We start from the raw sequence: 16,214 nt of genomic DNA on the forward strand, positions 1-16,214 counted from the left end.
GGGCTCACTCCCGGGCGGCCACCAGGCTGATCGGGCGGGGGCGGGTGGCGGCCAGGGTCGTCAGCACGCTGGTCGCGCCGATGGCGGCGAACGCCACCAGCACCACCAGGCCCAGCAGCGGCCAGGGGAAGTCCACCACCGCGACGCCGATCGCCCGGGCCGTGCCCGCCGCGACGCCGGCCAGTGTCCCGGCCACCACCAGGCCGCCGAGGAACAGCCCGATCACCGTCACGGCCCAGGACTCGATCAGCGCCATCCCGATCACCTGGGGCCGGCTGAGGCCGATCACCCTGGTCACCGCGAAGTCCCGCTTGCGCTCGGTGCCGGCGATCACCACCGCGTTGATCACCGCCATCAGCGCGTAGAGGCCGGACAGGGCCATCAGCACGATCATCGTCCGGACGTTGGTGTCCTGCTGCCGGGCCGAGCGGTCCGCCGCCCATTCCTCCACGGTGGACACCGTGCCGAGGTGGGCGGCGCGGATGCGGTCGGCGACCGCGGCGGGTGCGGCGCCGTCCGCCAGCCGCACGAGGGTCTGGGCCGGGGCCCCCGCCAGCACGGCGGGGGGCAGCAGCTCGCGCGGGACGAGGAAGTCGTCGCTGGTGGACAGCCGCTCGGGCAGGATCGCCGCCAGCCGCAGCGAAAGGGCCGTGCCCTCGACCCGGGCCGAGAACGTGCTGCCGAGGGTCAGCTGCTGTTCGCTGCGCTCGGTCGCCGCGATCGCCGGGCCGCGCAGGTCCGCCAGGGACCCGCCCAGCAGGGCGGCGTGGTGGGTCCGTGCGTAGGCCGCCGGGTCCACCGCGACGATTCCGGAGTGGACGCTCTCCTCCTCGGGTTCGTCGGTGTCGCGGTCGATGACCGGCATGGTCAGCGTCATCGGCGCGGTGATCTCCGGGGAGGCCACCGCGACGCCGGGCACCGCCGCCACCCGCTGGGCGTCCGCTCCGGTCGACTCCACCACGAGATCGGCGTCCACCGTCCGGGTCAGCTCCTCGCCGGCGGCCCGGGCCAGCGAGGAGAGCGTGCCGGACAGCCCGAGCACCAGCGCGACGAGCACGATCAGCGGAGCCGCGGTGGCGGCGCTGCGGCGGACGCCGGCCCGCAGGTTCGCCTCGGCCAGCCCGCCCAGCGTGCTGCCCCGCAGCACCAGGCCGAACACCCGGCCGGTCAACGGCACCACCAGCGGGCTGAGCAGGCTCAGCGCGATCCCGCCGGTCATCGTCAGCGACATCGACAGCGCGAGGGCGATGAGCAGGCCCGCCGACTGCGACAGCAGCACCAGCACGACCGAGCAGCCCAGCAGCAGCAGGCCGAGCACCCAGCGCGAAGCGGTCATCACCGTGGCCGCGGTGCCGCTGTCGCGCAGGGCTTCCAGCGGCCGGATCCGCGAGGCCCGCCGCGACGCGGTCAGCACGCCCAGCAGGGCCACGGCGACGCCGGTGCCCGCCGCCGTCACGACCGTCCAGCCCGCCGAGGCGGACGTGAAGTCCGCGGGCAGGAAGCCGAAACCGGTCAGCATCGCGGTCTGGGCGGCGGCGGCCGGTGCCGCGAGCGGGAGGCCGGCGGCCACCCCGCACAGCCCCAGCAGGACCGCCTCCGACAGCAGCAGGCCGCGCAGCTGCCCGCGGCCGCCGCCGAGCAGCCGCAGCAGGGCGAGGTCCCGGCGGCGCTGGGCCACGGTGAAGGCGAACGTGGAGCTGACGATGAAGACCGCGAGGAACGTCGACAGCATCGCGGTCATGCCCATCAGGGTCGTCGCGCCGTCGTAGGTGTCGCGCAGCTGCTCCGCCTCCGGCGAGGACAGCCCGGGCGGGATCGGCGGGGTGGCGGCCGCGGCCAGGATCCGCAGCGAGGATTCGACCAGCGCCACCCCGACGGCGACGCTCAGCACGGCCCCGATGAACAGCGGCCAGCGGTCGCGGAAGGTGCTCAGCGACAAGCGGAACATCAGCCCTCCAACCGGGCGAGCCGGTCGGCGACCGCGAGCGGGGTCGGCCGGTCCGCGGTGTCCACCACCCGGCCGTCGGACAGGAACAGCACGGTGCCGGCCCGCGCCGCCGCCAGCGGGTCGTGGGTCACCATCGCGACCGTCTGGCCCCTCGTGGCCACCAGTTCGCCGAGCAGGTCCAGCACCAGCCGCGCCGACGCCGAATCCAGCGCCCCGGTCGGCTCGTCGGCGAAGAGCACCGCCGGCCGGGTCACCATGGCGCGGGCGAGGGCCACCCGCTGCTGCTGGCCGCCGGAAAGCTCGTGCGGGCGGTGTCGCACGCGGTCGGCGAGCCCCACCGAGCCCAGCGCCGCGCGGACGTCCGATTTGGACACCCGCATGCGGGCGAGCCGCAGCGGCAGCGCGACGTTCTGCTCGGCGGTGAGGGAGCCGACGAGGTTGAAGGTCTGGAACACGAACCCGATGTGCCGGCGCCGCAACGCGGTCAGCTCGGCGTCGGTGCCGGCGGTGATCTCCCGGCCCGCCAGGAAGACCTGGCCGGCGTCCACCCGTTCCAGCCCGGCCGCGCAGTGCAGCAGCGTGGACTTGCCGGAGCCGGACGGGCCCATCACCGCCGTCCACGACCCGGCGGGAAAGCGCAGGCTCACGCCGTCGAGCGCGCGCACCCGCGCTTGTTTCGCCCCGTACTCGCGGACGACACCGCGCAATTCCACGGCCGTCGCCGCGACATCGAGCACGTTGCGGCCCCTGTTTCCCAGCACCATGCCCGCCATTGCACCACGAAGCCGCGGTGCGCCGCGGGCGGCGAGCGGGGGTTCGGCGAGAAGTAGCACCACGGATACCGGTGGAGTCGAGAAAACTCTACCCCCGAAAGGGGGAGTGCGGGGCCGGATTCGCCACCTGGCTGTTTCGCCGCCGAGTCAAACACCTGTCCGCGCCGCCCGTTTTCGCCGAAGCTGATCGAACCTGCGGTCGCAGTGACCGGAAAGTGGAGAGGGCGCATGAAAGCGACGGTTGAGAACAACGACGCCGAGCGGGCCGCCGCCGACATCTTCAACTCGGTGGTGGCTTCCGCGGCGATCGGCGCGGCCTGGGAACTCGGCGCGCTCGACGAGCTCGATCGCGACGGCAAGGTCGATCCCGCCGATTTCGCGGCCCGCCACGACCTGCACGAACCGTCCACGCGGGGGATGTTCACCGCGCTGGCCAGCGTCCGCGTGGTCGAGCGGCGGCAGCACACCTACGTCATGGGGCCGAACTTCGGCGAGGTCTTCCGCCACCGCTCGCTGTTCCACTGGCTGAGCCTCGGCTGCGGCGAGCTGTTCGCGAAGATGCCTTACGTGCTGCGCAACGAAAACCGCGTCGGCGACTACTACCGGCGTGATGCCGCGGCCATCAGCTACGCCTGCCGGGAAATCAACACCCGGTACTTCGACCCCGCCTTCTGGGCCGCGATGGACGGCCTCGACTACGCGTTCGGCGTGGTCGCCGACCTCGGCTCGGGCAGCGGGGAACGGCTCATGCAGCTCGTGGAGCGCTATCCCGGCACGCGGGGGATCGGCGTGGAAATCGCGCCCGCGGCCCTCGAGCTGTCGCGTGCCGACGTGGCCGAAAAGGGGTTCGCCGACCGGATTTCCTTCTTCGAAGGCGATGTCCGGGCGCTCGCCGACCGGCCCGAGTTCGCCGAGGTCGACCTGCTGACGTGTTTCATGATGGGCCACGACTTCTGGCCGCGCGAGGATTGCGTCGCGGTGCTGCGCCGGCTCCGGCGGACCTTCCCCCGCGTACGCCGGTTCCTCCTCGGCGACGCGACCCGGCTGCCCGGGGTCGCCGAGACCGAGCTGCCCATCTTCACCCTCGGTTTCGAGGTCGGGCACGACCTGATGGACGTCTACCTGCCCACGCTGGAGGAATGGGACGGCGTCTTCGCCGAGGCCGGCTGGCGCTGCGTGCGGCGGCACCTGATCACCACCCTGACCCGGTCCGTCGTCTTCGAGCTGGAATAGGACCCCCGACTCATGACGCTGGACGACCGGCTGTCCGCGCTGCCCGCCGACCTGCGCCAGACCGTCCTGCGGCAGCTGGCGGGCCAGGCACCGGACGGCGAGGAGGACGGCGGCATCCCCCGGGTCGCGCGCACCGGCCCGCTGCCGCTCTCGCCCGCCCAGCAACGGCTGTGGTTCCTGCACGACTTCGAGCCGGACAGCGTCGAGTACAACGTCGTCCGCGTGCTGCGGCTGGCCGGCGAGCTGGCCCTGGAGCCGTTGCGGCAGGCGCTGGACCGGCTGGTGGCGCGGCACGAGGTGCTGCGCACCACCTTCGACTCCGTCGAGGGCGAAGGCGTGGCGGTGGTGCACCCGGCGGCGGGGTTGCCGGTGCCGCTCACCGACTTCTCCGGGCTGCCGGTCCAGGACCGCGAGGTGGCCGTGGACCGGCTGCTGCTGACCGAGGTCACAACGCCCTTTTCGCTGCGGCGTGGCCCGCTGTTCCGGGCGGGCGTGGTCCGGCTCGGCGCCGCCGAGCACCTGCTGGTGCTGAGCATGCACCACATCGTCAGCGACGGCTGGTCGATGGGGGTGCTCGCGCGCGAACTGGACGCGCTGTACTCGGCGGCGCTGCGCGGCGAGCCGGACGGCTTGCCGGAGCTGCCGCTGCAGTACGTCGATTTCGCGGCCTGGCAACGGGATCGCGACCTGGCCGGGCAGCTGGCCCACTGGCGCGACCGGCTCGACGGGCTCGGCCCGCTGGAACTGCCCACCGACCGGCCGCGCCCGGCGGTGCGCGGGCCGGCCGGGGCACTGCACGTCTTCGAGGTGCCGGCCGCGCTGACCGGACAGCTGAAGGACCTCGCCGCGGCGCGGGGAGCCACCCTGTACATGGCGCTGGTGGCGGCCGCGCAGCTGTTGTTCGCCCGGTGGTCGGGCCAGACCGACGTCGCCGTCGGCACTTCGAGTTCGGGCCGCAACCGGCCCGAGCTGGAAGGGCTCATCGGGTTCTTCGTCAACACACTGGTCATCCGCTGCCGGATCGACGAACACCGCTCGTTCGCCGACCTGCTCGCGCTCGTCCGCGCCACCGTGCTCGATGCCTTCGACCACGACGAAGTCCCGTTCCAGCGGCTCGTGGAAGCCCTGCGACCCGAGCGGGCGGCCGGCCGCGCCCCGCTGGTGCAGGCCATGGTCAACCTGCACAACGCCGACGAGGGCGTCTTCCGGCTGCCGGGGCTCGACGTCACCGACGTCCGGCCGCCCGCAGTGATCGCGAAGCTCGACGTCACCCTCGACTTCGCCGAGCACGACGGCGGGCTCACCGGCTACCTGGAGTACAGCACCGAGCTGTTCGACGAGCCGACGGCGCGGCGGCTGGGCCGTGCCCTGCTGGTGCTGCTGGAAAGCGTGGTGGAGCGGCCCGCCGAGCCGCTGCGCGCGCTGCCGCTGACCACCGCGGCCGAGCGCGCGGAACTGCTGCCCCCGTGGGCTCCGCCGGAGCCCGCCGACGACGTGCTGGCGCTGTTCGCCGCGCAGGTGCGGCGGGCGCCGGACGCGATCGCGGTCGGGGACGAGCTGACCTACCGCGAACTGGACGCGCGGGCCGGGCGGCTGGCGAACTTCCTGGCCGGGCGCGGCGTCGGCCCGGACGTCCTCGTCGCCCTGCGCGTGGAACGCGGGGCCGACTTGGTGACCGGCATGCTGGGCGTGCTCAAGGCGGGCGGCGCCTACCTGCCGCTCGATCCGGCCGACCCCCCGGACCGGCTGGCCGTGGTGCTGGCGGACGCGGGCGCCGCCGTCGTGCTCACGCAGGAACGGCTGCGCGGCGACCTCGACGAGGCAACGGCTCCGCCGGTCGTGTGCCTGGACACGGACTGGCCCGCCGTCGCCGCCCACCCGGCACAGGCGCCGGAACCGGCGGCCGGGCCGGGAAACCTGGCGTACGCGATCTACACGTCGGGCTCGACGGGACGGCCCAAGGGCGTGCTCGTCGAGCGCGGGCAGCTGGCCGAGTACCTGTGGTCGGCCACCCGCGACTACCCGGGACTGGCCGGCACCACGCTGCTGCACTCCTCGGTTTCCTTCGACCTCGCCGTGACATCGCTGTGGGGCACGCTCGCCCGCGGCGGCCGCCTGGTCGTCGGCGGGCTCGACGGGCCCGGCTCCGGCGGCCCGCGTCCCTCGTTCCTCAAGGTGACGCCCACGCACCTGCCGATCCTGCTCGATGCCCCCGAGGACCGGTCGCCCACCGCCGAGCTGGTCGTCGGCGGCGAGGCGCTGCTCGCCGAAGGACTCGACCGGTGGCGGGCCCGCCACCCCGGGGTCACCGTGATCAACGAGTACGGGCCGACCGAAGTCACCGTCGGCTGCGTGGCCCGGCGCGTCGAGCCGGGGGAGCGGCTCGCGCCCGGCGCGGTGCCGATCGGCCGCCCGCTGCGCGGTGCCCGCGCCTACGTGCTCGACCGGTTCCTGCGGCCGGTGCCGGCCGGCGTGGCGGGGGAGATCTACCTCGGCGGCGTGCAGGTGGCCCGCGGCTACCACCGGCGGCCCGGTCTCACCGCGGAGCGGTTCGTCGCCGATCCGTTCGGCGGTCCCGGGGAGCGGGCCTACCGCACCGGCGACCTGGCCCGGTGGCGGGCCGACGGGGCGCTGGAGTACCTGGGCCGCACCGACGACCAGGTCAAGATCCACGGGTACCGGGTCGAGCCGGGCGAGATCGAATCCGTGCTCGCCGGCTGCCCCGGCGTCCGCCAGGTCGCCGTGATCGCCCGGGAGGACCAGCCGGGCGACAAGCGGCTGGTGGCCTACGTGGTGGCGCCGGGCGTGCCCCCGGCCCGGCTGCGCGACCACGCCGCCGAGCGGTTGCCCGGGTACCTCGTGCCCGCGCACTTCGTGGCGCTGGAGGCGTTGCCGTTAACGGCGGGCGGCAAGCTGGACCGCCGCAAGGTGCCCGCGCCCGAGGAACCCGCGCGGCCCGCCGGCCGGGTGGCCCCGGCGACCGGGCTCGAAGCGACGCTGGTGGAGATCTGGGCCGACGTGCTCGGGATCGAGGCGGGCGAGTTCGGCGTCGACGACAACTTCTTCGACCGCGGCGGCGACTCCATCCAGGCGATCCTGGTGGTGTGGCGGGCCCGGCAGCGGGGCATCGAGCTGACGTCCAAGCAGTTGTTCCTGCACCAGACGGTGGCCGAGCTGGCGCCCGAACTCGCCGCGGCACCCGCACCGGCCGCGCCGCCGCGGCCGGCCCGCCGGGCGAGCACCGGGGACGTGCCGCTCACCCCGATCCAGCGCTGGTTCTTCGCCGAAGCCGGCGGCGACCCGGCCCGGTTCAACCAGTCGGTGTTCCTCCAGCTGCGGGCCGACGTCGACGAAGCCGCGCTGCGGCGCGCGCTCGCCGCGGTCCTGACCCACCACGACGCGTTCGCCCTGCGGTTCGAGCACCGCGAACCGGGCGGGTGGCGGCAGTGGCCGTCCGGTGAAGCGCCCGGTGACGTGCTGGAGCGGGTGACCGTGCCCGCGCGGCCGCCCGCCGCGCGCGAGGACGCCGAGCGGGCCGCGATCGCCCGCGTCCAGTCCGGGTTCGCCCTCGCCACCGGGCCGTTGGTCAAGGCCCTGCTGTCGGTCCCGGCCGACGGGCAGGCCGGCCGGCTGTTCCTCACCGCGCACCACCTCGTCGTCGACGGGGTCTCCTGGCGGATCCTGCTCGCCGACCTCGACGCCGCCTACGGGCAGGCCGTGCGCGGCGAGCCGGTGACGCCGGTCCCGCCGTCGACGTCGTTCGCGGACTGGGCGCACCACCTGTGGGAGCACGTCCGGGCGGGGGACTTGGACGCCGACCTGGCGCACTGGCGGGCGGTCGAAGCGGCCACCACCCGGGTGCGCGGGCTGCCGGTGGACGGCACCGGCGAGAACACCGCCGAGTCGGTGCGGACCGTGACGGTGCGGCTGGCCGCCGCGCACACGGACGCGCTGCTGCGCCGCGTGCCGGAGCTGTACCGGACGCAGATCAACGACGTGCTGCTCGGCGCGCTCGGCCGGGTGCTGGCCGAGTGGACCGGCGGCGACGAGGTCGCGCTCGAACTCGAGGGCCACGGCCGGGAAGAACTCTTCGGCGGGGTCGACCTCACCCGCACGGTCGGCTGGTTCACCACGCACTACCCGGTGGTGCTGGCCGTTCCGCGCGCGGGCTGGGCGGAGGTGCTGAAGTCGGTCAAGGAGCAGCTGCGGGCCATCCCCTCGCAGGGGCTCGGCTACGGCGCCCTGCGGTACCGCGACGGCAGTGCGCTCGGCGCCGGTCGCCGCCCCGAGGTCGTGTTCAACTACCTCGGCCGGTTCGACACCGCCTCGGCCGAGCCCGGCGGGCTGTACGCCGGCTGGTGCCCCAACCCGGGCACCGACGGCCGGGCGGGCCGCCGCGGCCCGCTGCTGGAGATCAGCGGGTACGTGCAGGACACCGAGCTGGAGTTACGCTGGGACTACGCGCCGGAGGTGCACCACGCGGAGACGGTGACCCGGCTGGCCGAGCGGTTCCGGGCCGCGCTGGAGCGGATCGTCGAGCACTGCGCCGAACCCGGGGCCGGCGGCTGCACGCCGTCGGACTTCCCGCTGGCCGCGCTCGACCAGTCCACTGTGGACCGGATCGCCGGGGACGGCCGCACGGTCGAGGACATCTACCCGCCGACCCCGACGCAGAGCGGCATGCTCTTCCACTCGCTCGCCGAACCGGGCACCTACGTCAGCCACGCCGCGCTGGACCTCGACGGGGTCGGCGACCCCGAGACGCTGGCCCGCGCCTGGCAGCTGGTGGTGGACCGCACCCCGGTGCTGCGCACGGCACTGGTCTGGGAGGGACTGCCCGAGCCGCTGCAGGTGGTGCACCGCGACGTCCGGCTGCCGGTCGTCCACCACGACCTGCGGTCGCTGCCCGAGCCGGCGCAGGAGGCGGAGGTCGAGCGGCTGTGGGCGCAGTGCCGGGGCGCGGGCTTCGACGTCGCCCGCGCCCCGCTGCTGCGGCTGACGCTGGTGCGCCGGACCGGTTCCCGCGTCACGGTGCTGCTGTCCTCGCACCACCTGGTGGTGGACGGGTGGAGCTTCTCCGACGTGCTGACCGAGGTGTTCGCCCAGCACGCGATCCTGTGCGGGGACGACACGGTCACGCTCCCGCCGCGCCGTCCCTACCGCGACTACGTGCGGTGGCTGGCCGGGCAGGACCAGGCGGCCGCGGACACGCACTGGCGGGACGTGCTCGCCGGGTTCTCCGCACCGACGCCGCTGCCGCGGGCTCGCGGCCCGGTGTCACCGGCCGGCTCGCGCTCGTCGCGGAGCCTCGACTTCGGGCTCTCGCCCGGGGATTCGGCGGAGCTGGCGGCCTTCGCCCGCGCCGCGCGGGTCACGGTGAACACGGTCGTGCAGGGCGTGTGGGCGATCCTGCTCGCCCGGCACGCCGGGGAGGACGACGTCTGCTTCGGGGCGACGGTCTCGGGACGGCCGGGCGACCTGCCCGGCGCGGACGCGATCGCCGGGCTGTTCATCAACACGCTGCCGGTCCGGGTGCGGGTCGGCGAAACCGGGCCCCTGGCGGCGTGGCTGGGGGAGCTCCAGGCCGCGCAAGCGAGTTCCCGGCCGTACGAATACGCCGCGCCGGCCCAGGTCGCCCGGTGCAGCGACGTGCCGGCGGGAACTTCCCTGTTCGACAGCATCGTCGTGTTCGAGAACTACCCGTACGACCGGGCCTCGGCCGGGCGGCACGGGCTGCGCGTGCTCGGTTTCCGGGGCGAGGAGCACACCCACTACCCCCTGACGCTGACCGCCTACACCGAAGGCGAACTGCACCTGTCGCTGGGCTACGACCCGGACCTGTTCGACGCCGACGCGATCGGCGACCTGGCCGGGCAGCTGGAGACGCTGCTGACGGCGATGCCCGCGGCCCCGGAAACCCGGCTGGCCGACCTGCCCTTGCTCGCGGCGCGGGAGCGGCAGCGGCTGCTGGCCGGCTGGCAGGGCGAGCCGGTGCCGCAGCCCCGCTGCGGGGTGCACGAACTGGTGGAGCGGCAGGTGGACCGCCTGCCGTCCGCGATCGCGATCCGCGCCGGCGGCGAGCCGCTCAGCTACGCCGAGCTGGACGAACGGGCCAACCGGCTGGCCCACCACCTGATCGCCCGCGGCGCCGGGCCGGGCACGCTGGTCGGCATCTGCCTCGACCGCGGCCCCGGCCTCGTCGCCGGTTTGCTGGCCATCCTGAAGACGGGGGCCACCTACCTCGCGCTCGATCCCGAACACCCCGACGGCCGGCTGCGCGAACTGCTGCGGGACGCGGGCGACCCGCTGGTGCTCACCGCCGGGAGCCTGCGGGAGCGGCTGCCGGACCCGGTTTTGTGCACCGACGCCGAGGCGGCCGCCATCGCCGCCCGGCCCGCCACGCGCCCCGGCGTGCCGGTCGATCCGGCGCAGGCGGCCCTGCTGATCTACACCTCCGGCTCCACCGGCCGCCCGAAGGGCGCGCTGAACACCCACGCCGGCATCGTCAACCGGCTGCGCTGGATGCAGCACGAGTGCCCGCTGCAGCCCGGGGACGCGATGCTGCACAAGGCATCGGTGGGCTTCGACTCCGCCGTGGTGGAGTGCTTCGGCCCGCTGATCGCGGGGGCGACGCTGGTGCCGGCCCGGCCCGGCGGGCAACGCGACCCGGCGTACCTGGCCCGGCTGATCGCCGAAGAGCGCGTCACGATGGCCGAGTTCGTCCCGTCGATGCTGCGGGTGTTCCTCGACGAACCGGCGGCGGCGACCTGCCGCGGCCTGCGGCACGTCGTCTGCGGCGGCGAAGTCCTCGATCCGGACCTGGCGGCCCGGGCGGCCGAGGTGCTCGGCGCCACGCTGCACAACACCTACGGCCCGACCGAGGCGGCGGTGGACGTCACGCACTGGCGGTGCGGGCCCGGATCGCGGCCGCGGCTGGGCAGGCCGGTGTGGAACGCCCGGATCCACGTGCTCGACCGGTTCCTGCGCCTCGCCCCGGTGGGCGCGCCGGGCGAGCTGTACGTGGCGGGTGTCCCGCTGGGCCGCGGCTACCACGGACGGACGGCGCTGACCGCGGAGCGGTTCGTGGCCGACCCGTTCGGCGCGCCCGGCACGGTCATGTACCGCACCGGCGACCTCGGGCGGTGGGCCCCCGACGGCACCCTGGAGTTCCTGGGCCGCACCGACGACCAGGTCAAGGTCCGGGGCGTCCGGATCGAGCCCGGCGAGATCGAGACCGTGCTGCGCACGCACCCGGCGGTGACGCAGGCCTGCGTCCTGGTGCGCGACGACGCGCACGGAGACCGGCGGCTGGTGGCCTACCTGGCCCGGAGCGGGGAGCTGACCGCGGCGCAGGCCCGGCGGTTCCTCGCCGAGCGGGTGCCGGCGCACCTGGTGCCGTCGGGGTTCGTGGTCCTCGACCGGCTGCCGCACACCGCGAGCGGCAAGATCGACCGGCAGGCCCTGCCGGCGCCGTCGGAGTTCGCGCCGCCGTCGTCCGGGACCCCGCAGCCGCCGGGCACGGAGCTGGAACACCGGCTGGTGGCCATCTGGGCGGACGTGCTCGGCGTGGCGGCGGACGGCCTCGGGGTGGCGGACGACTTCTTCGAACTCGGTGGCGACTCGATCCTGGCCATCCGCGTGATCTCGCGCATCCGGGCCGCACTCGGTTACGCGCCTTCGCCGCGGCAGCTGTTCGACACGCCGACGATCGCCGAACTCGCCCGCGCGCTGCACGGCCGGGCGGACGCGGCGATCCCCCGGGCCCGCCGCGAGGGTCCGCTGCCGCTGTCGTTCGCCCAGCAGCGGCTGTGGTTCCTCACCGAGTTCGACCCGGACAGCACCGAGTACACCACGGTGTTCGGGCTCCGGCTGCGCGGACCGCTGGACACCGCCGCGCTGGAGACGGCCCTGCGCGAGCTGGCCGGGCGGCACGAGTCGCTGCGCACGAAGTTCGGCACCGTGGACGGGCGCGGGGTCCAGGTGGTGGTGCCGCCGTCGCTCACCCCGGCCGGGGTGGACGTCTCGGGCGAACCCGATCCGGAGGCGGCGCTGCGGGAGTTCGTGCGGGCGGAGACGGCCCGGCCGTTCGACCTCGAGGCCGGCCCGCCGGTGCGGCCCGCGCTGGTCCGGCTCGGTGCCGCCGACCACGCACTCGTGCTGGTCGCGCACCACATCGTCACCGACGGCTGGTCCACCGGCGTGCTCGCCGGGGAACTGGCCGTCTGCTACGGCGCGGCCGTGCGCGGGGAGCCGCCCGCGTTGCCGACCCTGCCGCTGCAGTACGCGGACTTCGCGGTGTGGCAGCGGGAAACGCTGTCCGGCTCCGCGCTGGACGAGCACCTCGGCTACTGGCGGCGTGAGCTGGCCGGCCTGGCTCCGCTGCCGCTGCCCACCGACCGGCCCCGCCCGGCGGTCCGCCGGCCCGCGGGTGACGCGGTCTTCTTCGCGGTGCCACCCGAGCTGGTGAGCCGGCTGCAGGCGGTCGCGGCCCAGCGGGGCGCCACGGTGTTCATGCTGCTGGTGGCGGCCGTGCAGGCGCTGCTGGCGCGGTACACCGGTCAGCGGGACATCGCGGTCGGCACGGTCACCTCCGGCCGCGGCCGGGTGGAGCTGGAAGGGCTCGTCGGGCTCTTCGCCAACACCGTCGTCCTCCGTTCCACAGTGGACGAGTCACTGTCCTTTGCGGACTTCCTGACGGCCGTGCGGGCCACCGTGCTGGGCGCGTTCGAGCACGACGACGTCCCCTTCGAACGCGTGGTGGAGGTCGTCGAGGCCGACCGCGACCCCAGCCGCAACGCGGTCGCCGAGGTCATGGTCGCGCTGAACACCCCCGCCGCCGAGGTGTCCCTGCCCGGGCTCGACACCGAGGAGCTGTCCTTCGGCAGCACGGACGTCGGCCACGACCTCGCCTTCGACTTCGGGCTTCGTGCGGGCGCGCTGACCGGGGCGATCAGCTACGCCACCGCCCTCTTCGAACGGTCCACTGTGGAGCGCATGGCGGGGCACCTGCGGACGCTGCTGGCCGCGGTCGCCGCCGATCCGGCCGGGCCGCTGTCCGCCCTGCCGCTGCTCACCGAGCCGGAACGGCACCGGCTGCTGGTGGAGTGGAACGGGCCCGAGCTGCCCGCCGGTGCCCCGCGGTGCGTGCCCGAGGTGTTCGCCGAGCAGGTCCGGTCCACCCCGGACGCCGTCGCGGTCGGCTGCGCCGGCACCGAAGAGACGTTCGCCGGGCTGGACCGGCGCGCCAACCAGCTGGCCCACCGGCTCGCCGCGCTCGGGGCGGGCCCGGGCACGCTGGTCGGGGTGTGCCTCGACCGCGGCGTGGACGCCGTGGTGGGCCTGCTCGGGGTGCTCAAGGCCGGGGCCGCCTTCGTGCCGCTGGACCCGGCGTACCCGCCCGCCCTGCTGGCCGAGCTGGTCGCCGACGCGGCCGCCCCGGTCCTGGTGACCTCGGCCGCGCAGGCGGCGCGGGTGCCGGGGCACACCGGTGCGGTGGTGCTCCTCGACCGGGAGCGGCCGGAGCTGGACGCGCTGCCGCCGGACCCGCCCGGCGTCCGGACCGGGCCGGCCGAGCCGGCCTACGTGGTCTACACCTCGGGGACGACCGGGCGGCCCAAGGGCGTGCTGATCACCCACGCCAACCTCGCCTACATCACGCAGGCGTGGGACGCCCGCTACGACCTGGCGGCCCTGCGGCCGCGGTGCCTGTCGGTGTCCGGCTTCGGGGTGGACCTGTTCTTCGCCGACTTCCTGATGTCCACGCTGTTCGGCGGGACGATGGTGATCTGCCCGCAGGAGGTCCTGACCGACGTGCCCGCACTGGTCGACCTGGCCCGCGCCTCCGGCGCGCAGCTGATGGTGACGGTGCCCGCGCTCGCCGCGGCGATCGGCGAGGAGCTGGCCTGGACCGGGAAGCGGCTGGAGGCCCTGCGCGTGCTCGCGGTCGGGTCCGAGGGCTGGCCGCTCGGCGACTGCGCGGAGCTGCTCGACCGGCTCGAGCCGCACACCGTGGTCGCCAACGCCTACGGCGCCACCGAAACCACCGTCGACGCCTCGGTGTTCCTCGCCCGGCGCGAGCCGCTCGGCAGCTCGGCGCTGGCGCCGATCGGCCGGCCGCTGCCCGGCGCCCGCTGCTACGTGCTCGACCCGGCCGGGCGGCTCGTGCCCGCCGGGGTGCCGGGCGAGCTGTACGTCGGGGGCCCCGGTGTCGCGGCGGGCTACTGGCGCCGCCCCGGGCTCACCGCGGACCGTTTCCCCGCCGACCCCTTCGGCGGCGGGCGGCTCTACCGCACGGGCGACCGGGCGCGCCACCGCGCCGACGGCGTCCTGGAGTTCCTGGGCCGGGTCGACGACCAGGTCAAGGTCCGCGGCTTCCGCGTCGAACCGGCCGAAGTGGAGTCCGCGCTGGTGCGCCACCCCGAGGTGGCCGCGGCGGCCGTGGTCCAGTGGGAGGACGGCAGGCTGACCGGGTACGTGGAGCCCGCCGCCGGTGCCGCTCCCGAACCCGCCGCCCTGCGGGCGTTCCTGGCCGGCCGCCTGCCCGGGTACGCGGTGCCGCCGGTGCTCGTGCCGGTGCCCGAGCTGCCGAAGACCCCGGCCGGGACGCTGGACCGGCGCCGGCTGCCGCGCCCGGCACCCGAGGACCGCGCGGCGGCGGGCCGGGTGGCCCCGCGCACCGCGACCGAGACGGCGCTCGCCGAGGTCTGGGCGCGGGTCCTGGGACTCGAGGTGAGCCGGATCGGGGTCCGCGACGACTTCTTCGACCTCGGCGGCGATTCGATCCTCAGCATCCAGCTGGTCTTCCAGGCCCGGCGGGCCGGGCTGGGGTTCTCCTCCCGCGACCTGTTCCTGCACCCGACCATCGAGCGGCTGGCCGAGGTGACCGGCCGGGCGGAAACGGTGGTGGCGGAGCAGGGCCCGGTGTCCGGTGCGGTGCCGCTGACACCCGCGCAGCGCGAGTTCCTCGACGGCGCTCCCGTGGACCCCGGCTGGTTCACCCAGTCCGTGCTCGTGGACCTCGACGCCGGCACCGACCTCGCCGCGCTGGAGACGGCGCTCGGCGAACTGGTGCGCCACCACGACGCCCTGCGCATGCGGTTCCGCCGGGAGGACGGCGGGTGGCGGCAGCACAACGCGCCCCGGGAACCGGCGCGGCTGCTGGAGCGCCACGACCTTTCCGGCGTGGCGGACCAGGACGCCGAACTGCGGCAGCTGGCCGAAGCCGCCGGCCGCGGCCTCGACCTGGCCCGCGGGCCGCTGCTGCGGGCGCTGGTGTTCGAGTTCGGGGCCGGGCGCGCCCCGGCGCTGTTCCTGGCCGTCCACCACCTCGTCGTGGACGGCGTGTCGTGGCGGATCCTGCTCGACGACCTCGACCGGGCCTACCGGCAGGTCGCCCGCGGCGAGCCGGTGGACCCGGGCCCCAAGACGTCCTCCTTCCGGCAGTGGGCCGAAACCCTGACCCGGCACGCCGAGGCGGGCTCGTTCGACGCCGAACTGGCGCACTGGACGGCGGTGCCCGTGGACGCGCCGCTCCCGGTCGACGGCACCGGCCCGCGCCGGCTGTCGGCCACGCGCACGGTGTCGGTCTCGCTGAGCGAACCGGCCACCACGGCCCTGGTGCGCGGCGCTCCCGCGGTGCTGCGGACGCGCGTCAACGAGGTGCTGCTGGCGGCGCTGGCCTGGGCGGTGAGCCGCTGGACCGGCCGCCCGGACGTGGTGGTCGAGCTGGAGGGCCACGGCCGGGAGCAGCGCTTCGACGAGCTGGACGTCTCCCGCACCGTCGGCTGGTTCGCCACCGGCTACCCGGTCGCCCTGCGGCTGCCGCCCGGCGAGCCCGCCTGGCCCGACCTGGTGCGCGCCGTCCGGCGGCAGCTGCGGGCGGTACCCGGGAGCGGCCTCGGCTACGGCGTGCTGCGGTTCCTGAGCCCGCCCGGCTCGCCGGGTGCCGTGCTCGCCGGCCGCTCCCGGCCGCCGGTCCTGTTCAACTACCTCGGGCAGATCGACCAGGTCGGCGGCTCCGGTGACGGCGGGCTGTACCGGGGCTTCCGGGATTCCGCGGTCCGGCCGCAGAGCCCGCGGGAACCGGCACCGCACCTGCTGGTGGTCACCGGCGCGGTGCGCGACGCCCGGCTGCGGCTGGACTGGGACTACCTGGACACCGTGCACCATAAGTCCACTGTGGACCGAGTGGCCGGCGACTTCCGCGCGGCGCTCGAAGCGATCGCCGAGCACGTGGCGGCCGGCGGGACGACGGGGTAGGG

At 75.3% G+C, this 16,214-nt stretch carries 4 protein-coding genes; 2 read left to right on the forward strand and 2 right to left on the reverse strand.

Annotated elements, in window-relative coordinates; all coding sequences use genetic code 11:
• Positions 1-4 precede the first annotated feature (4 nt).
• Both ACLJOU_RS43360 and ACLJOU_RS43365 read right to left on the reverse strand, forming a co-directional pair.
• On the reverse strand, positions 5-1,948 hold the full coding sequence (locus ACLJOU_RS43360) for an FtsX-like permease family protein (protein WP_410575111.1): 1,944 nt from the start codon (positions 1,946-1,948) through the stop codon (positions 5-7).
• Complete coding sequence (locus tag ACLJOU_RS43365) at positions 1,948-2,712, reverse strand: ABC transporter ATP-binding protein (protein ID WP_410575112.1); 765 nt, start codon at positions 2,710-2,712, stop codon at positions 1,948-1,950. Before ACLJOU_RS43365 ends, ACLJOU_RS43360 begins: the two co-directional genes overlap by 1 nt.
• Positions 2,713-2,949: 237 nt before the next feature.
• Between ACLJOU_RS43365 and ACLJOU_RS43370 the strand changes: the two genes are divergently transcribed.
• Positions 2,950-3,954: a methyltransferase domain-containing protein gene (locus ACLJOU_RS43370; RefSeq protein WP_410575113.1), complete on the forward strand. Its 1,005-nt coding sequence runs from the start codon at positions 2,950-2,952 to the stop codon at positions 3,952-3,954.
• A gap of 12 nt (positions 3,955-3,966) precedes the next feature.
• Positions 3,967-16,212, forward strand: coding sequence for an amino acid adenylation domain-containing protein (locus tag ACLJOU_RS43375; RefSeq protein ID WP_410575114.1), 12,246 nt, complete (start codon positions 3,967-3,969; stop codon positions 16,210-16,212).
• Positions 16,213-16,214 lie beyond the last annotated feature (2 nt).

It is taken from the genome of Amycolatopsis sp. cmx-4-61 (assembly GCF_046548775.1).
GTDB lineage: Bacteria > Actinomycetota > Actinomycetes > Mycobacteriales > Pseudonocardiaceae > Amycolatopsis.

Coding starts and splice junctions, on each gene's coding strand:
- ACLJOU_RS43370 (WP_410575113.1), top strand. CDS start 2,950: ATGAAAGCGACGGTTGAGAACAACGACGCCGAGCGGGCCGCCGCCGAC.
- ACLJOU_RS43375 (WP_410575114.1), top strand. CDS start 3,967: ATGACGCTGGACGACCGGCTGTCCGCGCTGCCCGCCGACCTGCGCCAG.
- ACLJOU_RS43360 (WP_410575111.1), bottom strand. CDS start 1,948: ATGTTCCGCTTGTCGCTGAGCACCTTCCGCGACCGCTGGCCGCTGTTC.
- ACLJOU_RS43365 (WP_410575112.1), bottom strand. CDS start 2,712: ATGGTGCTGGGAAACAGGGGCCGCAACGTGCTCGATGTCGCGGCGACG.